General features: G+C 66.5%; 25 protein-coding genes, 1 pseudogene and 1 riboswitch. Of the genes and pseudogenes, 11 read left to right on the top strand and 15 right to left on the bottom strand.

Going from position 1 to position 22,673, the window contains the following annotated elements; translation table 11 throughout:
• Positions 1 to 7: 7 nt before the first annotated feature.
• The 3 genes from ispF to OG921_RS08760 are packed head-to-tail and all read right to left on the bottom strand — an operon-like array spanning position 8 to position 1,691.
• Complete coding sequence (gene ispF, locus OG921_RS08770; RefSeq protein ID WP_266111991.1) at positions 8 to 502, bottom strand: 2-C-methyl-D-erythritol 2,4-cyclodiphosphate synthase; 495 nt, start codon at positions 500 to 502, stop codon at positions 8 to 10.
• Positions 502 to 1,200 carry a 2-C-methyl-D-erythritol 4-phosphate cytidylyltransferase gene (ispD, locus tag OG921_RS08765; protein ID WP_266111990.1) on the bottom strand — a complete coding sequence of 233 codons (699 nt, stop codon included), beginning with the start codon at positions 1,198 to 1,200 and terminating at the stop codon, positions 502 to 504. The genes ispF and ispD overlap by 1 nt, the downstream gene beginning before the upstream one ends.
• A gap of 2 nt (positions 1,201 to 1,202) precedes the next feature.
• Positions 1,203 to 1,691: a CarD family transcriptional regulator gene (locus OG921_RS08760; RefSeq protein ID WP_266111989.1), complete on the bottom strand. Its 489-nt coding sequence runs from the start codon at positions 1,689 to 1,691 to the stop codon at positions 1,203 to 1,205.
• A gap of 263 nt (positions 1,692 to 1,954) precedes the next feature.
• On the opposite strand from OG921_RS08760, the gene OG921_RS08755 reads away from it, so the two are divergent.
• The 3 genes from OG921_RS08755 (at position 1,955) to disA (ending at position 5,246) form a co-directional block, all read left to right on the top strand.
• A complete protein-coding gene (locus OG921_RS08755) occupies positions 1,955 to 2,620 on the top strand; it encodes a hypothetical protein (protein ID WP_266111988.1) in 666 nt (221 codons plus the stop codon).
• 64 nt (positions 2,621 to 2,684) lie between these two features.
• Positions 2,685 to 4,055 carry a DNA repair protein RadA gene (radA, locus tag OG921_RS08750; protein ID WP_266111987.1) on the top strand — a complete coding sequence of 457 codons (1,371 nt, stop codon included), beginning with the start codon at positions 2,685 to 2,687 and terminating at the stop codon, positions 4,053 to 4,055.
• A 105-nt stretch (positions 4,056 to 4,160) separates the two neighbouring features.
• Positions 4,161 to 5,246, top strand: a complete 1,086-nt coding sequence (disA, locus tag OG921_RS08745) for a DNA integrity scanning diadenylate cyclase DisA (RefSeq protein WP_266111986.1) — start codon at positions 4,161 to 4,163, stop codon at positions 5,244 to 5,246.
• On the opposite strand, the gene OG921_RS08740 is transcribed toward disA, so the two are convergent.
• From OG921_RS08740 to OG921_RS08730, 3 genes are all read right to left on the bottom strand, one after another.
• Entirely contained in the window at positions 5,237 to 5,950 is a 714-nt protein-coding gene (locus OG921_RS08740) for an HAD family hydrolase (RefSeq protein ID WP_266111985.1), read from the bottom strand. The genes disA and OG921_RS08740 overlap by 10 nt on opposite strands.
• Positions 5,951 to 6,088: 138 nt before the next feature.
• Positions 6,089 to 6,772, bottom strand: a complete 684-nt coding sequence (locus OG921_RS08735) for a hypothetical protein (RefSeq protein WP_266111984.1) — start codon at positions 6,770 to 6,772, stop codon at positions 6,089 to 6,091.
• Positions 6,773 to 6,841: 69 nt separating this feature from the next.
• A complete protein-coding gene (locus OG921_RS08730) occupies positions 6,842 to 7,495 on the bottom strand; it encodes a carbonic anhydrase (protein WP_266111982.1) in 654 nt (217 codons plus the stop codon).
• A 50-nt stretch (positions 7,496 to 7,545) separates the two neighbouring features.
• Between OG921_RS08730 and OG921_RS08725 the strand changes: the two genes are divergently transcribed.
• A complete protein-coding gene (locus tag OG921_RS08725; RefSeq protein WP_323182730.1) occupies positions 7,546 to 8,454 on the top strand; it encodes an A/G-specific adenine glycosylase in 909 nt (302 codons plus the stop codon).
• Here the strand turns inward: OG921_RS08725 and OG921_RS08720 are convergent, their stop codons facing one another.
• Entirely contained in the window at positions 8,455 to 9,198 is a 744-nt protein-coding gene (locus tag OG921_RS08720) for an alpha/beta fold hydrolase (protein ID WP_266111980.1), read from the bottom strand.
• A 78-nt stretch (positions 9,199 to 9,276) separates the two neighbouring features.
• Here OG921_RS08720 and mhuD point away from each other — a divergent pair, with 78 nt between their 5' ends.
• The 4 genes from mhuD to OG921_RS08700 all read left to right on the top strand — a co-directional run bounded on the left by mhuD (position 9,277) and on the right by OG921_RS08700 (position 11,285).
• Positions 9,277 to 9,591, top strand: a complete 315-nt coding sequence (gene mhuD, locus OG921_RS08715; RefSeq protein ID WP_266111978.1) for a mycobilin-forming heme oxygenase MhuD — start codon at positions 9,277 to 9,279, stop codon at positions 9,589 to 9,591.
• Between the two features lie 71 nt (positions 9,592 to 9,662).
• On the top strand, positions 9,663 to 10,061 hold the full coding sequence (locus OG921_RS08710) for a hypothetical protein (protein ID WP_266111977.1): 399 nt from the start codon (positions 9,663 to 9,665) through the stop codon (positions 10,059 to 10,061).
• Between the two features lie 105 nt (positions 10,062 to 10,166).
• Positions 10,167 to 10,239, top strand: a riboswitch (cobalamin riboswitch).
• Between the two features lie 54 nt (positions 10,240 to 10,293).
• Positions 10,294 to 10,488, top strand: a complete 195-nt coding sequence (locus tag OG921_RS08705; protein WP_266111975.1) for a CbtB-domain containing protein — start codon at positions 10,294 to 10,296, stop codon at positions 10,486 to 10,488.
• Positions 10,479 to 11,285: a CbtA family protein gene (locus tag OG921_RS08700; RefSeq protein ID WP_266111974.1), complete on the top strand. Its 807-nt coding sequence runs from the start codon at positions 10,479 to 10,481 to the stop codon at positions 11,283 to 11,285. Before OG921_RS08705 ends, OG921_RS08700 begins: the two co-directional genes overlap by 10 nt.
• 62 nt (positions 11,286 to 11,347) lie before the next feature.
• On the opposite strand, the gene OG921_RS08695 is transcribed toward OG921_RS08700, so the two are convergent.
• On the bottom strand, positions 11,348 to 11,785 hold the full coding sequence (locus OG921_RS08695; protein WP_266111973.1) for an OsmC family protein: 438 nt from the start codon (positions 11,783 to 11,785) through the stop codon (positions 11,348 to 11,350).
• 353 nt (positions 11,786 to 12,138) lie between these two features.
• The gene (locus OG921_RS08690; protein WP_266111972.1) at positions 12,139 to 14,661 is read right to left on the bottom strand and encodes an ATP-dependent Clp protease ATP-binding subunit; all 2,523 of its coding nucleotides are present in this window, start codon (positions 14,659 to 14,661) and stop codon (positions 12,139 to 12,141) included.
• A gap of 262 nt (positions 14,662 to 14,923) precedes the next feature.
• On the opposite strand from OG921_RS08690, the gene OG921_RS08685 reads away from it, so the two are divergent.
• Positions 14,924 to 15,544, top strand: a complete 621-nt coding sequence (locus OG921_RS08685; protein ID WP_266111971.1) for a YrhK family protein — start codon at positions 14,924 to 14,926, stop codon at positions 15,542 to 15,544.
• On the opposite strand, the pseudogene OG921_RS08680 reads toward OG921_RS08685, so the two are convergent.
• Positions 15,534 to 15,689 (bottom strand): annotated as a pseudogene (locus tag OG921_RS08680) (lipase); the annotation flags it as partial. The gene OG921_RS08685 and the pseudogene OG921_RS08680 sit on opposite strands and share 11 nt — an antisense overlap.
• Positions 15,690 to 15,805: 116 nt before the next feature.
• On the opposite strand from OG921_RS08680, the gene OG921_RS08675 reads away from it, so the two are divergent.
• The gene (locus tag OG921_RS08675) at positions 15,806 to 17,104 is read left to right on the top strand and encodes a Fic family protein (RefSeq protein ID WP_266111970.1); all 1,299 of its coding nucleotides are present in this window, start codon (positions 15,806 to 15,808) and stop codon (positions 17,102 to 17,104) included.
• A 128-nt stretch (positions 17,105 to 17,232) separates the two neighbouring features.
• On the opposite strand, the gene OG921_RS08670 is transcribed toward OG921_RS08675, so the two are convergent.
• Positions 17,233 to 18,171 (bottom strand): triacylglycerol lipase, encoded by a 939-nt coding sequence (locus OG921_RS08670; RefSeq protein ID WP_266111969.1) that lies wholly within the window; start codon positions 18,169 to 18,171, stop codon positions 17,233 to 17,235.
• A gap of 168 nt (positions 18,172 to 18,339) precedes the next feature.
• Between OG921_RS08670 and OG921_RS08665 the strand changes: the two genes are divergently transcribed.
• Positions 18,340 to 19,293 (top strand): alpha/beta fold hydrolase, encoded by a 954-nt coding sequence (locus OG921_RS08665; RefSeq protein WP_266111968.1) that lies wholly within the window; start codon positions 18,340 to 18,342, stop codon positions 19,291 to 19,293.
• 15 nt (positions 19,294 to 19,308) lie between these two features.
• Here the strand turns inward: OG921_RS08665 and OG921_RS08660 are convergent, their stop codons facing one another.
• From OG921_RS08660 to lysS, 4 genes are all read right to left on the bottom strand, one after another.
• On the bottom strand, positions 19,309 to 19,923 hold the full coding sequence (locus OG921_RS08660) for an FHA domain-containing protein (protein ID WP_266112291.1): 615 nt from the start codon (positions 19,921 to 19,923) through the stop codon (positions 19,309 to 19,311).
• A gap of 127 nt (positions 19,924 to 20,050) precedes the next feature.
• A complete protein-coding gene (locus OG921_RS08655) occupies positions 20,051 to 20,359 on the bottom strand; it encodes a chorismate mutase (RefSeq protein WP_266111967.1) in 309 nt (102 codons plus the stop codon).
• A gap of 240 nt (positions 20,360 to 20,599) precedes the next feature.
• Positions 20,600 to 20,953: an Lsr2 family protein gene (locus OG921_RS08650; protein ID WP_266111966.1), complete on the bottom strand. Its 354-nt coding sequence runs from the start codon at positions 20,951 to 20,953 to the stop codon at positions 20,600 to 20,602.
• 146 nt (positions 20,954 to 21,099) lie between these two features.
• Complete coding sequence (gene lysS, locus OG921_RS08645) at positions 21,100 to 22,626, bottom strand: lysine--tRNA ligase (protein ID WP_266111965.1); 1,527 nt, start codon at positions 22,624 to 22,626, stop codon at positions 21,100 to 21,102.
• Positions 22,627 to 22,673: the final 47 nt, after the last annotated feature.

The raw sequence follows: 22,673 nt of genomic DNA, 5'->3' as shown, positions 1-22,673 counted from the left end.
CGCTGGATCAATCCGATGTGACGTCGGATTGATCATCTGATGTGCGCACGATCAATGCAGTGGCGATCGCCGCGATGCCCTCGCCGCGTCCGGTGAGGCCGAGACCGTCGGTCGTCGTCGCGGACACCGACACGGGCGCACCGACCAGATCGGTGAGTACCTGCTGTGCCTGGGCCCTGCGCGGACCGATCTTTGGCCTGTTCCCGATCACCTGTACCGATGCGTTCCCCACCTTGTAGCCCTGCTCGGCGAGTAACTCGCGTACGTGAGTGAGCATCCCGGCTCCGGTCGCGCCGGACCACTCGGGGCGGTCGGTGCCGAATACCGAGCCGAGATCACCGAGACCGGCCGCAGAGAGCAGTGCGTCACAGAGTGCGTGCACCGCAACGTCGCCGTCGGAGTGACCCGCGCAACCGTCGGCGTCGGCAAAGAGCAGCCCGGCCATCCAGCACGGCCTGCCCGGTTCGATCGGATGGACGTCGGTGCCGATGCCGACCCGCATCAGCCGGTTTTCCCGGCTTGCGCCGCGTGCAGTGCGGCCGCCACCGTGAGGTCGTGCGGCGTGGTGATCTTGAATGCGAGCGGATCACCCGGAATCGCGCGGACGCGGGCGCCGACGCGTTCGACCAGGCCGGCGTCGTCGGTGATGTCGGTTCCGTCGGTGACCGAGGCATACGCCCGGCGGAGCAGCTCGCCGTCGAATCCTTGCGGTGTCTGGACCGCGCGGAGCTCGGATCTGTTCAGCGTTGCGGTGACTCCGCCGAGGAGATCGACGCTCTTGATGGTGTCGGCGACTTCGAGCGCCGGAATGACTGCGGCCCGTCCGGCACGCAGTTCGGTGACGATGCGCGCGATCAGCGCGGGCGGTGTGAGGGCACGGGCGGCGTCGTGTACGAGATAGATTCCGGCCTCCGGTGCTGCGGCGATGCCGGCTCGCACGGAATCGATGCGTTCCGGACCGCCCTCGAGGATGCGGATACCCTCCGGAAGCAATTCGGCCGAGGATTGGACGTGCTCCGGCGGCACGACTACAACCACTTCATCGACCACGCCGGCGGCGAGCAAACCCTCCACCGCAAGCCGGACCATGGGCACACCGTTGATCGGAACGAACGCCTTCGGTGCCGATTCGCCGAGGCGCACTCCACGCCCGGCAGCCGGGACGATCGCTACGACCGGCCCGGCTGTTGAGTACGCCACGTTCAGGAGGCGGCGGCGAGAACCTCGTCGAGGATGACGTCCGCCTTGGCCTCATCCGTGCCTTCGGCCAGCGCCAACTCCCCGACCAGAATCTGGCGCGCCTTCGCCAGCATTCGCTTTTCGCCCGCGGACAGGCCACGATCCTGCTCGCGACGCCAAAGATCGCGCACAACCTCGGCGACCTTGTTCACATCGCCCGAGGCGAGCTTCTCCAGATTCGCCTTGTACCGACGAGACCAGTTGGTCGGCTCCTCGGTGTGCGGCGCGCGCAGCACCTGGAACACTTTGTCGAGGCCTTCCTGGCCGACAACATCACGCACACCGACATATTCGGCATTATCAGCGGGAACGCGAACGGTGAGATCACCCTGCGCAACCTTCAAAACAAGATACTTCTTCTGCTCACCTTTGATGGTGCGAGTCTCGATTGCCTCGATCAGCGCCGCTCCATGATGGGGGTAAACGACGGTGTCTCCGACCTCAAAATTCATCTGTCCCGTGCCCCTTTCGATGTTGCCAGTTTAACACGCGCCTCCGACACCGGCCGAGCATGACTGCAGGTCAGGGGCATGAAGCCGATATCGGAACACTTGACATCCCGACCGATTCGTGCATGTAACAACCATTTGCCGGTTCTGCGGGCATTGCCGCCGCGACCGTTTCGGGCGGTGCCGACCGGCCCGGGCGCTTAGGCTCGACAGGGGACTACTACTCTGCCTAGTGGATGACGACCGGACTCGATGGAGGACAACCCGTGACTGCTCGCATAGCTCGGACCGGCCCGCTTTCGACGCTGGTCCGTCCCGGTCGTCGGGCCGCCGCTGCCGCGGTACTCGTCGCGGGTGGTGCACTCGCCCTCTCGGGATGCGGATCCGGCCAGATTTCGCAGACCGCCACCCAGGTCGCGTCCGTCAACGGAAACTTCGCCAACGTCGGTGACATCTCCCTGCGCAACGTGCACGTGGCCTACCCGAACTCCGATGAGTACACCAACAGCAAGGGCGGCACCGCCGCCCTGGCGTTCGTGGCGATCAATAACAGCCCCGCCACCCCCGACAGGCTGACCAAGCTGTCCACCGATGCCGGCAAGGTGACGATCATTCCGGAAGGTGCAACCGATATCGCGCCGAAGCACGCGCTGATCGCGGAAGCGACGGGCACGACGGTGACGGACGAGGAGCGGACCACCGAAGGCAACACCGCGATCCGCGTCGAGATCAGCGACCTCGAGAAGAATCTCACCCCCGGGCTGACCATTCCGGTGACCTTCGACTTCGAGCAATCCGGCGCGGTCACCGTGCAGGTGCCGGTCGACGCGGGCCCGTACACCCCGCGCCAAGCGTCCGACAAGTCGAGCGCGAACGAGCACCACGAGACCGGTGGCGGCGAGGAAGAGAACGCCCAGGGCGGCGGACACTAACTCCCCCGAACTCGTTCAGCGTGCCCCGGCAATTCTGTCGGGGCATGCTTCTAGGCTGCGGTCCGTGGCCAAACCCAAAGCAAGCTACCGCTGTTCGTCGTGCCAATACGCCGTACCGAAGTGGGTAGGCCGGTGCCCGGAGTGCGGCGAATGGGGTTCGGTCGACGCACTGCCGGTGCGCGCACTCGCCGGGGTTGCCGGCGGCGGCGCCACGCTGTTACCCAGCACTCCGGCCATCCCGATCTCGGCCGTCGATGCGACCGCCTCGCATGCCAAGTCGACCGGGGTCGGTGAACTCGATCGCGTGCTCGGCGGTGGGGTGGTGGCCGGTTCGGTGATCCTGCTGGCCGGCGAACCCGGCGTCGGCAAGTCGACCCTGCTGCTCGAGGTGGTCCACCGGTGGGCCCGCCGGTCACCGCAGGACACCGCGCTGTACGTCACCGGCGAGGAGTCCGCCGGGCAGGTCCGGATGCGCGCCGATCGCACCGGGGCGGTGCACGATCGGGTCTATCTCGCCGCCGAATCCGATCTCGCGACCGTCATCGGACACGTCGAACAGGTGCGCCCGACGCTGCTCGTGGTCGACTCGGTACAAACCATGTGCGCAGCCGATACCGAGGGCGCGGTCGGTGGTGTCACACAGGTCAAGGCGGTCACCGCGACCCTGACCTCGCTCGCCAAAACGACCGGGATCGCAGTGCTGCTCATCGGACATGTGACTAAGGACGGCGCCGTGGCCGGCCCGCGGACTCTCGAGCATCTCGTCGACGTCGTGCTGCAGTTCGAGGGCGATCGGCATTCGACGTTGCGCATGGTGCGTGGGGTGAAGAACCGCTTCGGCGCGGCCGACGAGGTGGGGTGTTTCGAACTGCGCGACGAGGGCATCGCCGAGGTCGCCGATCCGTCGGATCTATTCCTGCATCACCGCAGCGACGCGGTGCCCGGCACCGCGGTCACCGTGACGATGGACGGGAAGCGCGCCCTGCTCGGCGAAGTGCAGGCGCTCGTTACCGATTCCGCTGCGCCGACGCCGCGCCGCGCCGTGAGCGGGCTGGATTCGAGTCGCGTCGCGATGATCCTCGCCGTCCTCGACAGCCGTTGTGGGATAAAGGTTTCCAAACAAGAGGTGTACGTGGCAACAGTGGGGGGCATGCGCGTCACCGAACCGGCAGCCGACCTTGCGACCGCGGTCGCAGTCGCCTCGGCAGTGCAGAATCGCACATTGCCGGTCGGCGTCGTGGTGGTCGGTGAAGTGGGCCTCGCCGGCGAAATCCGCCGCGTCTCGGGCATCTCGCGACGCCTCAGCGAGGCCGTCCGACTCGGTTTCACCCGCGCCCTGGTGCCACCCGATCACGGACCGCTGCCGCCGGGGATCCGGGCGACGCCGGTTTCGACGGTCGCCGACGCACTTGACGCGCTGGTCACGATCGGCTAACCATGCAGGCCTGCCGTTCGGCGTTCGCGGGTGACTCCGAGACCGGATCGGTATTCTCGGTTGCCGGCCGCGCACGGGTCGGGTGACCGCGGGACGGGAGGGTGGATGGACGACGTGAAGTCGTTGACCGGCCTGCGCGACACCATCGCCCGGATCGCTCCCGGTACGAATCTGCGCGAAGGCCTCGAGCGGATCCTGCGTGGACGCACGGGCGCGCTGATCGTGCTCGGCTACGACGAGCAAGTCGAAGCGATGTGCGACGGCGGGTTCGAACTCGATGTCGAGTTCGCACCGACCCGGCTGCGCGAGCTGTCCAAGATGGACGGCGCGGTCGTGCTGTCCTCGGACGGCCAGCGAATCCTGCGTGCGAACGTGCAACTCGTGCCGAACCCGAAAATCCCCACCGTCGAGTCCGGCACCAGGCATCGCGCCGCCGAGCGGACCGCGATCGAAACCGGCTATCCCGTGGTGTCGGTGAGCCAGTCGATGAGCATCGTGAGCGTCTATGTCGGGGGCACGCGGCACGTCATGGCGAGCTCGACCACGATCCTGTCCCGCGCCAACCAGGCCGTCGCCACGCTCGAGCGCTACAAGGCTCGACTCGACGAGGTCACCAGACAGTTGTCGGTCGTCGAGATCGAGGACTTCGTCACGCTGCGCGACGCGTTGACCGTGCTGCTGCGTCTCGAGATGGTCCGTCGAATCTCGATCGAAATCGACCACGACGTACTCGAACTCGGTACCGACGGTCGTCAACTCGCGCTGCAACTCGAAGAACTGGTCGGTGACAACGAGACCGCACGCCAGCTGCTCGCCCGCGATTACCTCGCCGGACCCGAGCCGCCCACGACCGCCGCCGTGGACCAGACCCTGGCAGCGTTGGACGAGCTGACCGATGCCGACCTGCTCGATCCCACCGCGCTCGCGAACGTGCTCGGCTATCCAGGGACCATCGAAACGCTCGACCAGGCGATGACCCCGCGCGGCTACCGGGTGCTCACCCGGGTCCCGCGGGTGCGCTTCACCCAGGTGCAGTCGCTCGTCGGCTCGTTCGGCAACCTGCAGGGCCTGCTCGCCGCGACCGCCGCCGATCTACAGGCCGTCGAGGGGATCGGGCACTACTGGGCGCGGCAGATCCGCGAGGGCTTGTCCCGGCTCGCCGAGTCGAGCATCTCTGGGCCCTACGATTGAGGGCCGTCGGTGGACTTGATTGCGATTCCATTGCGCTGCAATGCTTTCCGAAGCGCCTTGGGCCGTTCCGAGGTCGGTAGCGGCTCGACGAATTCGAATCCGCAGCCCAATGCGGTCGCGCCGCCGTCCGCTTCCTCGCTGTCGCCGACCATGACCGCATCCGCACCCTCGACGCCGAGCCGGTCCAGCGCGGTGCGGAAGATCGCCTCGTCGGGTTTGGTCGCACCGACCTCGTAGGAGAGCACGAACTCGTCGACGTAGCGGTCCCAGCCGCGGGACGTGAACGCCGGGCGCAGGTCGAAGGCGATGTTGCTCACCACCGCAATCCGGATGCCTTGTGCCGACAGCGCGGCGAGCACCTCGCCCGTGTCCGGGTAAGGCGTCCACTCCCCCGGATCGATCAGCCGGTTGTACAACCCGAGCGCCTGTTCACGGTTCGGCACTCCGGAATGCCGGAGGATCTCGAGATAGGCCTTGCGGTGCAACTCCGGATCGAGATCGCGATGGTGCCACGCGTACCGAGCATCCTCGTCGAGATCCACCGACAGCCCAACGGGCTGCGTCATCCGCCGCATGATCTCGGCCTGATGGTGGTAATCGAACGGCGCACCGTCGGCGTGCGTCAGATCACTCGCCCAGCTCTCGTCCTCTTCCAGTCGGAACAGGGTGCCGGAATAGTCGAAAAGCATCGCGCGCACAGCCATTGTTCTCCAGCGTAATCGACACCCGAAGCGCACAACCTCCGCCGCACTCCACATCGAATGAACGGAACCGTTCAGTCGATTAGATCGACTGAACGGTTCCGTTCATTCGGAGGAATGGGGGTGCGCCGTGGGGTGCGGTCAGGCGAGGTTGAACGGTTCCGGGCCGCTACGCAGGGCGCCCAGCTGAGCTATGACGGTGTACGCGCCCGGCGCGACGGGGACGCGCTCCCCGGCGCATTCGGGCTGGGACGTGGTGCCCGACCATTTGACCGTGAATGCCGCCTGCTGGCCCGGGGCGAGGGTGCGCACATCGGGGGTCGCGGCGGGGAAGCAGTCCGAGTTGGACCACAGCCGCTGCGCACCATCGAGCGAGTAGACCAGCACCTGCTGCAGTCCCGCACCGAGATCGCGTTCACACGTCGTGGTCGAAATATTGGTGATGACGATGCCGAACTCGGGTTCCTGACCTGTCTTGTAGGTGGGCTGGGCGATCGTCGCCTTGACCGCAAGCGACGAGTCCGCGCACTGCCCGGCCGGAGTATCGGAGGCAGGCGACGCACTGCCCGACGTCGTCGCGCTGCCGGAGGTGGTCGAACTCCCCGAAGCACCCGAGGTTGTGCTCGTTGCCGACCCCGACGCGGTAGTCGTCGGCGTGGCGGACTCGGAGCTCACGGCAGCGGTGTTCGACGGCTCTTCGTCGCCTCCGCCGACCACCACGAAGAGCCCGATCACCAGAAGGACGACGAAGGTCCCGACACCGATGGCGAGCCAACGTCTGCGCCGGTAGATCTCCGGGGGCAGCGGTCCATTCGAATCAAACACGGTTCTCAAGGTAAGCGGCGCGTCGCTTACCTCGGCTGACCTGCATCGGCGTGTCGGATTTGAACCAGGTCACATAGCCGGGTGCAGCGAAGTGGCCGGGTCGACCGACTCGCCGATGTCACCCACGGTGCTGCGCAGCTGCGCGCGGCCGTCGACGAGCTTGTAGGTCACACCTGCGATCGCACAAGTGCCTGCCGCGATCTTCGCCGCGATGGTCGCCGAACGCTGCATGATCAGCCGCCCGGTCTCGACCACGTGCCGTGCCTCCAGCTCATCCACCGTGGTCAAGCCCTCCCGGCGGCCCATCAGGATCGACGGCGTGACCCGCTCGACCACATCGCGGATGAACCCGCCCGGCACGTCACCGTGGTCGAGCGCGTCGAGGGTCGCCTTGACCGCACCGCAGTGGTCGTGGCCGAGCACAACGACCAGCGGCACATTCAGCACTTCGACGGCGTACTCGATCGAGCCGAGGACCGAGCCGTCCACCACGTGACCGGCGGTGCGCACGACGAACATGTCACCGAGGCCCTGATCGAAGATGATCTCGGCGGCCACCCGGGAATCTCCGCAACCGAACAGCACCGCGGTCGGCTTCTGTGCCTCGACGAGCTTCTCGCGGTCGATGATGCCCTGGCTAGGATGCATGGGCATGCCGGCGACGAAGCGCTCGTTTCCATCACGAAGGGATTTCCACGCGCTGATCGGATTGCTGTTCGGCATGCCGCCATTCTGCACAAGCCCGTCATTACCTGCGAGTACAGCCTGAATTGATATCCAACACACCGCCTCCGCCCACTGCCGGACTCGACACCACGGCGGTCATCGACTGGTACGGCGACACCGCCCGTGACCTGCCCTGGCGGCGCGCCGGCGTCACGGCATGGCAGGTGTTGATGAGCGAGATCATGCTGCAGCAAACACCGGTGGTGCGGGTGACCCCGATCTGGCTGGACTGGGTGCAACGCTGGCCGGTGCCGTCCGCGATGGCCGCTTCGACAGCCGGTGAGGTGCTGCGCGCCTGGGGCAAGCTCGGCTACCCGCGTCGGGCTATGCGTCTGCACGAGTGCGCGCGCATGCTCGCCGAGCGATACGGCGACGAGGTCCCCACCGACGTCGACACGCTGCTGACACTGCCCGGGATCGGCGACTACACCGCACGCGCCGTGGCCTGTTTCGCCTACGGACAGCGAGTTGCCGTGGTGGACACCAACGTTCGCCGTGTCGTCGCCCGCGCCGTGCATGGTCGCGCGGAGGCGGGAAACCCGTCCAACCGCCGGGACCTGGCCGATGTCGGCGCGCTGCTGCCGAGCCGCCGGGCAAGGGCCGCAACGTTCTCGGCGGCGCTGATGGAACTCGGTGCGGTGGTGTGCACGGCGCGCACGCCGCGCTGCGATGCGTGCCCGCTGCCGCGCTGCGCATGGCGGGAGGCGGGCCATCCCTCGGCCACCGGGCCGAAGCGGGCGGCGCAACGCTACGAGGGCACCGACCGGCAGGCGCGCGGTCGGTTGCTCGATGTGCTGCGCGGTGCGACCGGACCGGTGGAACGGCCACGGCTGGATCTGGCGTGGCCGCAGGATCCGGGACAGCGTGACCGCGCACTGGATTCGCTGCTCACCGACGGTTTGATCGAGCAGACCGCCGATGGGTTGTTTGCCCTCGCCGGCGAGGGATTGTCCTAGTTAGTCCGGCAGGTCGGCGAGGAACTTCTCGACGGCTTCGCGGTAGCGCTGCGGCTGGTCGTCGTGCACCAGGTGTCCCGCATTCGCGATCCGGACATAGCTCGCGCCGGGATGCCTGCGAGCCATCTCGCGCATCTGTCCATCCGGGGTGATCGTGTGCTCGGCCTCGATGACGAGCGTGGGGGCGGTGACCTGCTGCCACTGCAACCAGAAGTCGCGGCGGCCCCACTCCTCGGAGATATCGCGAAAGGTCTGCACCGAGCCGTGCAGGTACCAGCCGTCGGCTCGGCGCTCGAAGGAATCCAGGAAGTACTGTCCGGCAACCGGTCCGAAGTACTCGCGCATCGCCTGCTCCGTGGCGAAGGGTTGCGGCCATGCTTGGACCATCGCGGCCCAATCGGCTGCGGTCCGGCCGCGGAAGTCCGGTGCCATGTCCTCGACGACGAGGCAGCGGACCCGCTGCGGGTGGCGAGCGGCGAACACCCAGCCGTGCAGTCCACCCATCGAGTGGCCGATCACGATCATCGGCTCGGCAATCGTCACGAGGGCGGCGGTGAGGTCGTCGACGAACGCCTCTGTGCTGAGTTCGGCCGGGGCCGGGCGGCCGTGGCCAGCCGCGTCGAAGGAGTAGACGTGGCCGTGTTCGCGGAGCCAACCGACGTGCTTCCGCCATGTTCGGGCGCTGCCCATCAACCCGTGCAACAGCAGGATCGGGGCGCCGGTTCCACCTTCGTCGTGCAGCATGGCCGTTCAGGCTACGACAATTGGCCGTTGAGGCTACGACAGATCGCCGCCCGGACCACGGCAGGTAGTGTTTCGCACATGGCAGTCGTCAAGATCAATGCGATCGAGGTTCCGGAGGGCGCCGGGCCGGAACTCGAGAAGCGCTTCGCCCATCGCGCGCACGCCGTCGAGAATTCGCCGGGCTTCCTCGGCTTCCAGTTGCTGCGCCCGATCAAGGGCGAGAACCGGTACTTCGTGGTCACGCACTGGGATTCGGAGGAGTCGTTCCAGGCCTGGGCGGAGGGTCCGGCGAAGGAGGCGCATGCCGGCGAGCGCGCCAAGCCGGTCGCGACCGGGGCGTCGCTGCTCGAATTCGAGGTCGTGCTCGACGTGGCCGGGAAAGTCTCGAACTAGCGCAGCTGTAACGACCCCGCGCCGTTCATCCGACACTCTGGGTAACGGTTACTTACACCAGGAGGTCGGAAATGGTCGCAGCTGCTCGTCGTTTCGCGTTCGTCGTCGCGCTTGTGCTGTTCGGCGCGGCCCTTGGCATCGGCAGCGCCGCCGCGGACGAGTGGCCGCCGATTCCGAACTATCCGACGCCGATCGTGCCGTACGAGACCAAAGCCTTCCTGACCCCGGGCGATCTGGACTACTGGAACCCGCTCGTCTCGAAGGACCGGTTGACCTCGCCGTTCGGCACGAGCACGAAGATCGTTTGCACGTCGTTCCACGGCGTGACGCTCGAATGCTGGCAGGCAGACCAGAACGGCAACCCGCACAAGCTGATCAAACTGCCATTCAATTTCCCGTCGATCACCGGCTGGCAGCTGCCCGGCGGCGGCCCGGGGCACTTCGTCTATCCGTTCTTCGCTGCGAACTGACCCAGGGACCCGGCGCCACCGGCAGATTCGCTGCCAGTGCGCCCAATTGACACCGCAGAATGCCGGGTGCGATAGTTCGCGGGTAACCAAGCACCTTGGCACTGCGGGAATACCGGTGTGATTCCGGAGCGGTCGCGCCACTGTGAACCGTCCGCTCGCGCGGTTGGTGAGTCAGACCCCGGGCGTGCCAAAGGCCTTACTACTGCGGGACGCGAAATCCCAGGAGGCATCAATGGCACTCGTCCACACACCCAGCCGGGCAATCGACCCGACCGTCGCATTCCTCATTGCAGCGGGCACCGTGCTACTCGCACTGCTCACGCTCTACCTGGTCGGGTTCGACCAGGGCGCGATCTCGCGCAGCGGCATGTACATGCACGAGTTGATGCATGACGGTCGGCACCTGCTGGGCCTGCCGTGCCACTGACGCCTTCCCTGCCCACCCTCCTGCTGCGTGGCCTGCTTGCGGGCCTGATCGCCGGCGTGCTTGCCGGCGGCGTCGCGTTCCTGCTCGGCGAGCCGCACGTCGATGCCGCGATCGCGATCGAGGAGGCCAACTCCGCGGCCACCGAGGCGCACGACCACGACGGTGCCGCAGCCGGACACTCGCACGAGGCCACCGAATCCGCGGGACACTCGCACGGCGACGCCGCCGAAGTGAGCCGCACCGGTCAGAAGTTCGGGCTGTTCCTGGCCACCTCGCTGGCAGGCCTTGCCCTGGGCGCGATATTCGCGACCGCCGTGTTCTATCTGCGCCGGTTCATTCCGTTGGCCGGGGTCCCGTTGGCGCTCGGCCTCGCCGGGGCAGGCTGGTTGGCCATCGAGGCGGTGCCCTTCTTCAAGTACCCCGCGAACCCGCCCGCAGTCGGCGATCCGGACACCATCAACGACCGCACCCTGCTGTGGCTCGGCGCCGTGGTGCTCGGCCTGGCTGCGGTGGGAATCGCCGGATACGTCGCGAGTCTGGTTCGCAGCCGCTTGGTCACTGTCCGAATCGCGGCTCCGCTGGCAACGTTTCTGGTGATCGTGGGGCTCGGCTATGTGCTGATGCCGGCCGTGAACGAGGTGCCGGAGGACTTCCCGGCCACGCTGCTGTGGGAGTTCCGGATCTCGTCGCTCGCCGTGCAAGCGACGCTGTGGGCTGCGCTCGGCCTGGCATTCGCGTTCCTCACCGAGCGCAGCGCCAGCACACGCGAATCGCGCGTCGCGAGTTCCGTCGGCTGACTCGACCCAAACCGAATCGGGGCCCGGATACCAACAGGTGTCCGGGCCCCGATTTCGTTGGGTCAGGCGAGGGCGGCGTCCAGGGTGATGTCTACCGCGGCGAGCGCCTTGCTCACCGGGCAGCCCGCCTTCGCGGCCTGAGCGGCCTTCTCGAACCCGTCCGCGTCGAGACCGTCGACCTTGCCGCGGACTTTGATCGTGATGCCGGTGAGCTTGAACCCACCGGCCGGGTCCGGCCCGAGCGTGACGTCCGCGGACACGTCGAGCGACTGCGGCGTGCCGCCGGCCCGACCGATCTCGCCGGAGAGCGCCATCGAGAAACAGGACGAGTGCGCCGCCGCAATGAGTTCCTCGGGACTCGTCGTGCCGTCCGCGTCGTCCGCCGATCGTTTGGGGAACGACACGTCGTAGGTTCCGACCCCGGAACTTGTCAGGCTGACGCGCCCGGTTCCGTCCTGCAGTCCGCCGGTCCATTCGGTGCGGGCGGTGCGTGTGGGCATGCGCAAATCCCTTCTCTCGGCTACGCCTCCAACTTACCCGCGGCGTCCCGCGCGCCAACCGGATTCGACGGCGACGCTTGCGCACCGGTTTGGGTTATCGCGCGCACTGGGGCGTGCGCGGTGACCCCAGAAGATGCGCGGCATCGCGGGCTCAGGCGTCGCGAAGCCGCTTCAACTCTGCGATTGCACGGTGCTGCGTCACCCGGACCACGCCCGGGGTCGCGCGCAGCACGCAGTCGCGGATCACGCTGCCACGCATCCTGATCGTCCATGCGCAAACGGCACCGGGAAACGCCGAAGCCCGGCCGGTGAGGAATGAACCTCGCCGACCGGGCTTCGGTGTTGGGACCTGTTTACTCGCCTGTCGCCAATGCGGCCTCGGGCGAATCGGGCACCTTCGCCGGCTTCGGCGTGCCCTTGAAGGTGAACTTCGCATCCTCGCCAGCGCCTTCGCCGTCCCAGCCCTCGACGTCGACCAGCACGATCTGGCCTGCGCCGATCTCGCCGAAGAGGATCTTCTCCGACAGCTGGTCCTCGATTTCGCGCTGGATGGTCCGGCGCAACGGCCGGGCACCGAGCACCGGATCGAAGCCACGCTTGGCCAGCAGCGACTTCGCCTGGTCGGTGAGCTCCATCTCCATGTCCTTGTTCTTCAGCTGCTTCTCGACGCGGCCGATCATCAGGTCCACCATCATCACGATCTGGTCGGTGGTCAGCTGATGGAAGACGATGACGTCGTCGATGCGGTTGAGGAACTCGGGCCGGAAGTGCTTCTTGAGCTCGTCGTTGACCTTCTGCTTCATGCGCTCGTAGTTCGAGCCCTCGATGTTGGACTGCGCGAAGCCGAGTCCGACCGCCTTGGAGATGTCGGACGTACCGAGGTTCGAGGTGAAGATCAGCACGGTGTTCTTGAAGTCGACCGTGCGCCCCTGACCGTCGGTGAGACGACCGTCCTCGAGCACCTGCAGCAGCGTGTTGTAGATCTCCTGGTGTGCCTTCTCGATCTCGTCGAACAGCACCACCGAGAACGGCTTGCGGCGCACCTTCTCGGTGAGCTGGCCGCCCTCTTCGTAGCCGACGTAGCCCGGAGGGGCACCGAACAGCCGCGACGCGGTGAAGCGGTCGTGGAACTCGCCCATGTCGATCTGGATGAGCGCGTCGTCGTCGCCGAACAGGAAGTTCGCCAGCGCCTTGGACAGCTCGGTCTTACCGACACCGGACGGGCCGGCGAAGATGAACGAGCCGGACGGACGCTTCGGATCCTTCAAGCCGGCACGGGTACGGCGGATCGCCTTCGAGACGGCCTTGACCGCGTCGTGCTGGCCGATGATCCGCTTGTGCAGCTCGTCCTCCATGCGGAGCAGACGGGTGGTCTCCTCCTCGGTGAGCTTGAACACCGGGATACCGGTCCAGTTCGCCAGCACCTCGGCGATCTGCTCGTCGTCGACCTCGGCGATCACGTCGAGATCACCGCTGCGCCACTGCTTCTCGCGCTCGGCCCGCTTGGCGACGAGCTGCTTCTCCTTGTCGCGCAGGCTCGCGGCCTTCTCGAAGTCCTGCGCGTCGATCGCGGACTCCTTCTCCCGGCGCGCGTCGGCGATCTTGTCGTCGAACTCGCGCAGGTCCGGCGGCGCAGTCATCCGGCGGATGCGCATCCGCGCGCCCGCTTCGTCGATGAGGTCGATCGCCTTGTCCGGCAGGAACCGATCGTTGATGTAGCGGTCGGCCAGCGTCGCCGCTGCCACGAGTGCGCCATCGGTGATCGAGACGCGGTGATGCGCCTCGTACCGGTCGCGCAGGCCCTTGAGGATGTTGATCGTGTGGTCGACCGTGGGCTCGCCGACCTGAACCGGCTGGAACCGGCGCTCGAGGGCGGCGTCCTTCTCGATGTACTTGCGGTACTCGTCGAGCGTGGTGGCACCGATGGTCTGCAGCTCACCGCGAGCCAGCTTCGGCTTGAGGATCGACGCGGCGTCGATCGCGCCCTCGGCGGCACCCGCGCCGACGAGCGTGTGCAGCTCGTCGATGAACAGGATGATGTCGCCGCGAGTGTTGATCTCCTTGAGCACCTTCTTCAGGCGCTCTTCGAAGTCACCGCGGTAGCGGCTGCCCGCGACGAGGGAACCGAGGTCGAGCGTGTAGAGCTGCTTGTCCTTCAGCGTCTCGGGCACTTCGCCGTTCACGATGGCCTGCGCGAGGCCCTCGACCACCGCGGTCTTACCGACGCCGGGCTCACCGATCAGCACCGGGTTGTTCTTGGTGCGCCGCGAGAGCACCTGCATGACGCGCTCGATTTCCTTGGCGCGCCCGATCACCGGATCGAGTTTGCCTTCGAGCGCGGCCTGGGTGAGGTTGCGGCCGAACTGATCGAGGACCAGCGAGGTGGACGGGGTGCCTGCTTCGCCACGGGTGCTGCCACCCTCGGCCGGCTCCTTGCCCTGGTAGCCGGACAGCAGCTGGATGACCTGCTGACGGACGCGGTTGAGATCCGCACCGAGCTTGACGAGCACCTGCGCGGCGACGCCCTCGCCCTCACGGATCAGGCCGAGCAGGATGTGCTCGGTGCCGATGTAGTTGTGGCCGAGCTGCAGCGCCTCACGGAGGCTGAGCTCGAGTACCTTCTTGGCGCGCGGCGTGAACGGGATGTGTCCCGAAGGTGCCTGCTGGCCTTGGCCGATGATTTCCTCGACCTGGCTGCGAACGCCCTCGAGGGAGATGCCCAACGACTCGAGCGACTTGGCGGCAACGCCTTCGCCCTCGTGAATCAGGCCGAGCAGGATGTGCTCGGTGCCGATGTAGTTGTGGTTGAGCATCCGGGCTTCTTCTTGAGCCAGGACGACGACCCGCCGCGCGCGGTCGGTAAACCTCTCGAACATCGTTCTCCCTCACTTCGCTCCGGTGCTGACGCCACCGGTTAGGCGCTGGAATCCACCAGATCCCACTCCCCCGCCTCTACTGTAATGGGCGAGGTGCACGAACGTCGCTTCTGCAGTCGGTAGAGCCCACCGCTTTGCGGTCGATGGGCCCAGCCCGCTGATCTGCTTACTCCAGTTAACGCGACCAGCGGGGTTTTCGTTTCCCCGACCTGTACGCCGTCAGCGAACGGGGTAAAACATCCGAGTGACTCGAATGCTCCGTATGCGACGCGAATCGTGGGGATTCGCCATCGGCTCGCTGTTGTTCGCGCTCGGCGCCTGGCCGGGTTATGCCGACCTTGTCGGGGAACGATTCGACAACCTCACCTATTTCGTCGGGTCGCTGTTCTTCACCGCGGCGGGCTACATCCAGTTGTGGCTGAGCGGCCGTCCCGTTCCCGGCGCCGAATCACACCGGATCGAACGCTGGGACTACTGGTCGGCGGCGGTCCAGTTCGCCGGCACCCTGCTGTTCAACATCAGCACCGGCGCGGCACTGATCGTCAATCTCACCTACGACGAGGCCGACCGCTGGATCTGGCGCCCCGACGTGTTCGGCTCCGCAGCCTTCCTGATCGCCAGCGCTCTCGCGGTGCTGGCGACGACGGATACCGACAAATTGTGGGATCCGCGCGCCCGCAACTGGCTGAGCAGCTGGCTGAACATGATCGGGTCGATCGCGTTCGGGGTGTCCGCGATCGGCGCCTATGTCGACCCGAGTAGCGGCGAATTGCACAACGCGACGACGGCCAACCTCGGCACCTTCGTCGGCGCCTTGTGCTTCCTGGTGGCCGCGCTGCTCGTCCTACCGCCGAAACCGGCCGAGGAACGCGTCACCCGATGATCGGTGCGACGAAATCGCACGGCACCGGGCGGGGATGGGCCGGGTCGAGCGCGTTGAGCACGAACGTGGCCGCTCGGCGACTGCCCGCGATCGCCACGTGCTCGGAATAGTCCTGCGCGCAGTCGTCCTGCACCACGATGTTGCTCGGGGTTGAACTGCTGCTGCGGGGAGAGTGCAACCAACCTTGCACAACCTGGCTCGATATCAAAGTTTAAGGCACTAGACTTTAATCAACTCCTATTCGGGTAAAGGTTGAGGCGAATGGCCGAACTGTGCGAGGCGTACTGGGACCCCGCGCCGGCGTACGGCCTGGTCGCGCGCGACCGCCGCGGCGGGGCCTACCGCACCTACCGGCCGGATCGCCTGACGGAACGTCCGCTTGCAGTTCCGGCTGCGCTGTCGACGCGGGCTGCGCAGGTCGAACGCAGCATCCGCTCGCTGGGCACCGGGGACCGAGCCAAAGGGCTCGCCGGAATCGCGCGCTTCCTGCTCCGGTCGGAGGCGATCGCCAGTTCGATGATCGAGGGAATAACGCCGTCCCCACAACAGGTCGCATTGGCCGAGCTGGCCCAGGACGAGAGCATCCGTGGGTTCAGCGAGCAAGCCCGGCTCGTCGCCAACAACATCACCGTGCTGCGCCGAGCTTCGCGCAACCTGGTGGACGTCGACGCCGTCACGGTCGACGACATCGTCGTCCTGCACAGAGCATTGCTACCGGACGAGCGCCACCACGGGCTGCGCACGGTCCAAAACTGGATCGGCGGCTCGAACTGGCATCCACTCGACGCGGATTTCGTGCCACCGCCCGACGGCGACGTTCCAGCGTTGATGGCCGACCTCGTTGCCTACCTGAACGGTTCACTCCATGGTCCGCTGCTGCAGGCGGGCCTGATGCACGCGCAGTTCGAGACGATCCATCCCTTCACCGACGGCAACGGGCGGGTCGGACGGGCGTTGATCCACACCGTGCTGTCCCGGTCGGGGTTGACTCCGGTCGCCATTCTGCCGCTGAGCCTGGTCCTGTCGACACTCAGCGACCGGTACGTGGCCGGGCTGTCCGCGTACCGATATGTCGGCGACACAACCGGTGAGACTGCATCCTCGGGAATCGCACGGTGGTTGGACACCTTCGTCGAAGCGGCCGCGTTTGCGGCCGATCAGGCCGGGCGCCTGGCCGTCGAGCTTGCCGATACGCACGCTGACTGGTCGGCCCGCCTCGGTGATCATCGCGAGCACAGCGGACTGCGGACCGAACCTCGGGCGGGATCGGCGACCGCACGCGTCCTCGCGATGCTCCCCGAAGCACCGATCATGACGACGCGCACCGTGCAGCGGATGCTCGGCGTCTCGTTTCCTGCAGCGCGGGCGGCGCTGGAGGAATTGGCGGTCGCCGGCATCCTGTCTCGTAAGAGCGTGGACAAGGGCACCACCGGATACCTGGCTCGGGACATTCTCGATCTCGTCGGTATGGCCGAGCGCCGTTTGGCCAGTACCCGATTCGACACCCGGATTGCACCACCCAAGCGACCGGCGCCGGCACCGCCAGACGGTATGCGCTGATAGGGCGCCGCTGCCTGCTTAGCGGTAGCACACGCTGGCGCAATTCTCATCGAACTGCCCGCGGCCACCTCAGGTTGTGGACGGCCTCGACATCGCTTCGGTTGACCGGCGAAAACGCCTGGAACGCGTCACCCGATGATCGGTGCGACGAAATCGCACGGCACCGGGCGGGGATGGGCCGGGTCGAGCGCATTGAGCACGAACGTGGCCGCTCGGCGACTGCCCGCGATCGCCACGTGATCGGAATAGTCCTGCGCGCAGCCGTCCTGCACCACGATGTTCGTGGCGTTCGGAGCGTTGAGGATGCCGCTGGTGTACGGCACGACCAGCTCGTCGTAGCGGGTCATGATGTTGGTGTAGGTGATGCCCTGGACGGCCATGCCACCGGCCTGGAGGTCGGTGATGAACGGCGACCCGGTCAGCATTTGGGAGCACGCGCCGCACAGCGGGCCGAGCAACGCATCGAACCCGGGAATGCCGAGCCCGCGCGCGAAGGTCGCGATCAACGCCCCTCCGCCGGCGTTCGTTCCGTTCCACAACGGCGCCAACGACACGTACTTGTCCACCTTCGACGCGCCGCCGAGGTGCTCGAGGTAGTAGGTCGGCATCAGCGTGCCCTGGGAGTGGCCGACGAGATCCACCTTGGACGCGCCCGTTGCCGCGAGCACCCGATCGACGTACCCCGAGAGCTCCCCGGCGCTCTGCTCGATCGGTCCAAGCCCGCCGATCGCCGTGACGGGCCACGGCAGGTTCTCGAGATTGCCATAGGTCGGCGCGAATACGCAGTAGCCCTCGTTCGCCAGCAGCGGTGCATAGACGCCCCAGTTCGTCTGCTGCGCGCCACCGGTGCCGTGCACCAGCACGACCGGGTTCGGATGCTCGGCGCTCGGCTTGCAGGTCCAGTCGTTGCTGCCCGGTAGCGAACCGCCCGGATTCGTCAGTTCGGCCGGGATGCCCGAGAAGAAGTTGTAGGTCACGGGCAGCGGGGCGCTATGCCCGGTGGCCGTACCCGCAAAGGTCGCGAGCGCCGTCAGAACGCCGCCGACCAGCACGCGAAGCGAAATCATAGAACCCCCTGGGAAACCGTTTCGGCAGACGTTAGCCCGCGGGTCACCACCTTGGTGGGGAAATGACGAACCCCCGGGGTGTACGCCGCACCCTCGGGTCCGTATGCGGCAGGCCTATCGCGAAGCAGAGTGAAGGGCAGTACCACGCCAACCCGATCGGAGAGTTCGATGACGGTCTCGACCATCAGCACCACCGCCGGTAAGCGGTCCGTCGCCGAACGCCACTCCCGGATCTCGACCGACGACGGCGTGAACCTCGCGGTTCGCACGATCGGTGCGGACGACGCCGACCTCACCGTGGTGCTGCTGCACGGGCACTGCCTGCGCAGCCAGTCCTGGAGCTACGTTCGCGAGCTGCTCGCAGAGCTGCCGCGCCGCGTCCGGATCGTGAGCTACGACCATCGCGGGCACGGCGATTCCGATGCCGCGGATCCGGCCGGCTACACCCTCAACCGGCTCGCCCGGGATCTGCATACGGTGCTCGACCGGACGGCCGGCACCGGCCGGGTGGTGCTGGTCGGGCATTCGATGGGCGGCATGACCGCACTCACCTACACCCGCATGTACGCCCAGGAAGTGGGCAACCGGATCGCCGGCGTCGCGCTCATCGCCACCGCCGCCAGCGACCTGCCGGACTCCGGTTTCGGACGGTTTCTGCACAACCCGGTCATCTCCTGGTTCCAGGCCGCCACTCGCCGCGCTCCGCGCACGGTGCAGGGCGCGAAGAAGGTGTGCTGCCGGGTCTTCGCCCCGGTCATCCGCGCCGCCGAGTTCGGCCGGTCGGTGAACCCGCGGGTCGTCGCGCTGGCCAATGCGATGCACAACGAGACGCCGATCGAAACGATGGCGAGCTTCCTGAGCGAGTTCATGGTCTACGACGAGTCGGCCGCGCTCCCCGCGCTCGGCGCCGTCCCGACGATCGTGCTGTGCGGCTCGGTGGATCTGATGACCCCGCCCGTCCATTCGGTCGCGATGGCCGCTGCGATTCCCGGCGCGAAACTGATCGACGTCACCGACGCCGGCCACGCAGTCATCATGGAGCGCCCGGAGGTGGTTGCGGCAGCTATCGGTGACCTGCTCGACGCGGTGCGTCACGCGTCGGAGCTCGCCCCCGCCGCGTGATCGCGACGTCGCGCGCTACAGATCGCGGTCGGAAATGAGGCCGCTCTGGATCGCGAGCTCGGCCAGCCGCACGCGTTTCTGATTCTGCGGCAGGTCCTCGACGCCGAACTTGGCGAACAGCGCACGCAAGTGCGTCTTTATGGCGTCGACGCTGAGGAAGAGTTCGCCGGCGATCTGCTGATTCGACGCGGGCGTCGCGAAGCCGACGTTGTGTTTGTACGGCCGGCACAGTGCGATGAGGACGGAACGCTGCGTCTCGGTCAACGAGCGCACCGTCGGCACGGAGCCCGAGGAAATACGCGTCACATCGTCGAGACCGCCGCCGAATTCGTGGAAGGTGAGCAGCGCGGCGCCGATCCGGATCCGGTCGCCGGCACGCAGGCTGCGCCGACCGGCCAGGCGTTCACCGTTGACGAAGGTGCCGTTCCGGGACAGCCCGTCGTCCACGATCGTCCAGTGTGAGCTCATCCATTCGACCGCGGCATGCAGCCGCGACACCTCCTCGTCCCAGGTGAGTGCGATATCGGCCTGAGCCGAACGGCCGATGGTGACACGGGGTTGGCTCGGGGAGAGCACCACCTCGTGTGATCGGCCGTCCGGATCGGCGAAACGCAGGCACGGACCATCCAGGACGCTCACGAACACCTCTCGAACACGGGTCAATCGTGCCGTGAAGGTTGCCTCGCAGCAAGATCACCGCGCCGCCGGCTTGGAGCCGGCGGCGCGGTGCAGCGGGAGCGGTAGGGGTGACGCCTGGTCAGGCAGACCGATATTCCTGCGAAACGAGGTCGGAAACACCGGTGCGCCCGAGGCGCATGAGCAGAATCGCGAGGCCGACGCCCTCGCGGCCGAGTGCGGACTCGTATCGCCGGACGGCACCCATTTCGCTGTGCTGGGCGGTGCGTGGCAACCCGATGTTCAGCCGAGCCAGGCCGGCCGCCCGGGTGAGTTCGGTGCGCCGGCGAACCAGCGCAACGATCTCGGCGTCGATTTCGTCGATCGCGGTACGCAGGTCGTCACCGTCGCTGTCGGCCCGAATTGCGGTCGGTTGCGCAGTCTCCATCATTTTCGATCCCTGCCCTTGATTTGCGGTGACGTTTCGAGTTCTGCCTTCGGGTCCCAATTCTGTTCGGGACTCCACGGCGTCGATAGGCACCCTGGGTGGTATGAAATCGACACCCATTGCACGGCGACGGAATTTCACACGTCACCAGAAACATCGGATGTCGCGGTAAAACCCGACCGCCCGGCTTCAGGGGCCGGGCGGTCGGGGGCACACGTCATCGACGGGTGCGACGTTCTACGTTCAGTTCGCGGTGTTGTACGCCTCGATGACGTCGGCGGAGATACGGCCGCGGGCCGAGACCTTGTGGCCGTTTCGACGCGCCCAGTCGCGAATTGCCGCGCTCTGCTCACGATCGACCGGAACGCGCGCCTTGGTGGTGGCCGCCGCTACCGGCGCAGGCTTCGTGCGACGCCGACCACTGGTCCGACGGGCATTCTCGATCCAGCCCGCGAGTTGCTCACGAAGCAGTTCTGCGTTATCCGCCGCGAGATCGATCTCGTAGGAAACACCATCGAGACCAAATTCGACGGTCTCGTCCGCAACCGCCTCGCCATCGACATCGTCGATCAGCGTGACGGTAACCTTCTTTGCCATCAGATGACATTCCCTTCGGGTGATGCGCAAACGGGGGCGCGTGAACTACCTCGGCTAAAGCGTACAGTCTGTGCGCCGATTTCGAGAATTACGCATTACACCCAATTGGCGCCGCCATTCAGTGCTCCAGGGGCCGGACAGTCAAATCAGTGTCCGAGGGGCCGGACAATAGGAAACAGGATCGTCTCGCGGATACCGTGTCCAGTCAGGGCCATCAACAACCGGTCGATTCCCATCCCGGTACCCGTTGTCGGCGGCATCCCGTGTTCCATCGCCGTAAGGAATTCCTCGTCGAGCACCATTGCCTCGTCGTCACCTGCAGAGGCGAGGCGCGCCTGATCGACGAACCGCTCGCGCTGAATCACCGGATCGACGAGTTCGGAATAGCCCGTGGCCAACTCGAATCCGCGAACGTAAAGGTCCCATTTCTCCGCGACACCGGGACGGCTGCGATGCTGCCGGGTCAGCGGCGATGTCTCGATGGGAAAGTCGCGCACGAACGTCGGCACATCGAGTTTGTCACCATAAACGTGCTCCCACAGTTCTTCCACGAGTTTCCCGTGCCCGTATCCTTTGCCTTCGGGAATTTCGAGGCCGACCCGTTCGGCAAGGTCGAGCAATTCCGCGACCGTTGTGTCCGGCGTCACCTCGATGCCGATCGACTCGGACAACGACGGGTACATCTCGACGGTTGCCCACTCGCCACCGAAGTCGTACTCGGTGCCATCGGCAAGTGTGACGACCGTCGAACCGAAGGCTTCGGCGGCCACCTCCTGAATGATCTCGCGGGTCATTCGGGCCGAATCGTCATAGGTGCCGTAGGCCTCGTAGGTTTCGAGCATCGCGAATTCCGGCGAGTGCGTCGAGTCCGCCCCTTCGTTGCGGAAGTTGCGATTGATTTCGAACACCTTCTCAATACCGCCGACCACGCAGCGCTTGAGAAACAGCTCGGGTGCGATCCGCAGATACAGATCCATATCGAGCGCATTGGAATGGGTGACGAACGGCCGCGCCGCCGCGCCACCGTGCAGCGTCTGCAACATCGGCGTCTCGACCTCGAGGAAGGCGCGCCGCTCCAGCGCATTGCGCAGCGCGCGTACCACCGCGACGCGCTTACGGGCCATTTCCCGCGCTTCGGGCCGCACGATGAGATCGACATAACGCTGCCGGACGCGCGACTCCTCGTTCATCTCCTTGTGCGCCACCGGCAGCGGACGCAGCGACTTGGCCACAATGCGCCACTCGTCGGCCATCACGCTGAGTTCGCCCCGCCGTGACGAAATAACCTCGCCGTGGGCGTAGACGAAGTCACCGAGGTCGACGTCGGCCTTCCACGCCGCGAGCGCATCCTCGCCGACACCGGCGAGACTGATCATGAGCTGCAACTGGGCTCCGTCGCCCTCCTGCAGCGTTGCGAAACACAGCTTGCCGGTATTGCGGGCGAAGATCACCCGGCCGGCCACACCCACCTGTGCACCGGTGGCGGTGTCCGGCTCGAGATCGGGGTACTTCGCGCGGATCTCGGCGAGCGTATGGCTGCGCGGGACGACGACCGGATACGGATCCCTGCCCTGGTCGAGCAGGCGCTCCCGCTTGGACCGACGAACCCGAATCTGCTCGGGGGTGTCATCGTCGGGGAGGGGGGCAGCGGCCTTGGCGTCCGTTTCACTCACGGGACGCAAGCCTAGCGGCGCAGGTCAGGACCGCCCTCGGCGCCCGG

The sequence above is a fragment of the Aldersonia sp. NBC_00410 genome, assembly GCF_026342035.1.
In the GTDB taxonomy this organism is placed as follows: Bacteria; Actinomycetota; Actinomycetes; order Mycobacteriales; family Mycobacteriaceae; genus Aldersonia.
Note: the sequence above shows the minus strand (reverse complement) of the source record. Positions and strands in the feature narration are given on the sequence as shown.

What these genes read in the sequence shown, in the direction of transcription:
- ispF (WP_266111991.1), bottom strand. Translation starts at nt 502, where the DNA reads ATGCGGGTCGGCATCGGCACCGACGTCCATCCGATCGAACCGGGCAGG.
- OG921_RS08760 (WP_266111989.1), bottom strand. Translation starts at nt 1,691, where the DNA reads ATGAATTTTGAGGTCGGAGACACCGTCGTTTACCCCCATCATGGAGCG.
- disA (WP_266111986.1), top strand. Translation starts at nt 4,161, where the DNA reads ATGGACGACGTGAAGTCGTTGACCGGCCTGCGCGACACCATCGCCCGG.
- OG921_RS08740 (WP_266111985.1), bottom strand. Translation starts at nt 5,950, where the DNA reads ATGGCTGTGCGCGCGATGCTTTTCGACTATTCCGGCACCCTGTTCCGA.
- OG921_RS08730 (WP_266111982.1), bottom strand. Translation starts at nt 7,495, where the DNA reads ATGCCGAACAGCAATCCGATCAGCGCGTGGAAATCCCTTCGTGATGGA.
- OG921_RS08720 (WP_266111980.1), bottom strand. Translation starts at nt 9,198, where the DNA reads ATGCTGCACGACGAAGGTGGAACCGGCGCCCCGATCCTGCTGTTGCAC.
- mhuD (WP_266111978.1), top strand. Translation starts at nt 9,277, where the DNA reads ATGGCAGTCGTCAAGATCAATGCGATCGAGGTTCCGGAGGGCGCCGGG.
- OG921_RS08710 (WP_266111977.1), top strand. Translation starts at nt 9,663, where the DNA reads ATGGTCGCAGCTGCTCGTCGTTTCGCGTTCGTCGTCGCGCTTGTGCTG.
- OG921_RS08705 (WP_266111975.1), top strand. Translation starts at nt 10,294, where the DNA reads ATGGCACTCGTCCACACACCCAGCCGGGCAATCGACCCGACCGTCGCA.
- OG921_RS08695 (WP_266111973.1), bottom strand. Translation starts at nt 11,785, where the DNA reads ATGCCCACACGCACCGCCCGCACCGAATGGACCGGCGGACTGCAGGAC.
- OG921_RS08690 (WP_266111972.1), bottom strand. Translation starts at nt 14,661, where the DNA reads ATGTTCGAGAGGTTTACCGACCGCGCGCGGCGGGTCGTCGTCCTGGCT.
- OG921_RS08685 (WP_266111971.1), top strand. Translation starts at nt 14,924, where the DNA reads ATGCGACGCGAATCGTGGGGATTCGCCATCGGCTCGCTGTTGTTCGCG.
- OG921_RS08675 (WP_266111970.1), top strand. Translation starts at nt 15,806, where the DNA reads ATGGCCGAACTGTGCGAGGCGTACTGGGACCCCGCGCCGGCGTACGGC.
- OG921_RS08670 (WP_266111969.1), bottom strand. Translation starts at nt 18,171, where the DNA reads ATGATTTCGCTTCGCGTGCTGGTCGGCGGCGTTCTGACGGCGCTCGCG.
- OG921_RS08665 (WP_266111968.1), top strand. Translation starts at nt 18,340, where the DNA reads ATGACGGTCTCGACCATCAGCACCACCGCCGGTAAGCGGTCCGTCGCC.
- OG921_RS08655 (WP_266111967.1), bottom strand. Translation starts at nt 20,359, where the DNA reads ATGATGGAGACTGCGCAACCGACCGCAATTCGGGCCGACAGCGACGGT.
- OG921_RS08650 (WP_266111966.1), bottom strand. Translation starts at nt 20,953, where the DNA reads ATGGCAAAGAAGGTTACCGTCACGCTGATCGACGATGTCGATGGCGAG.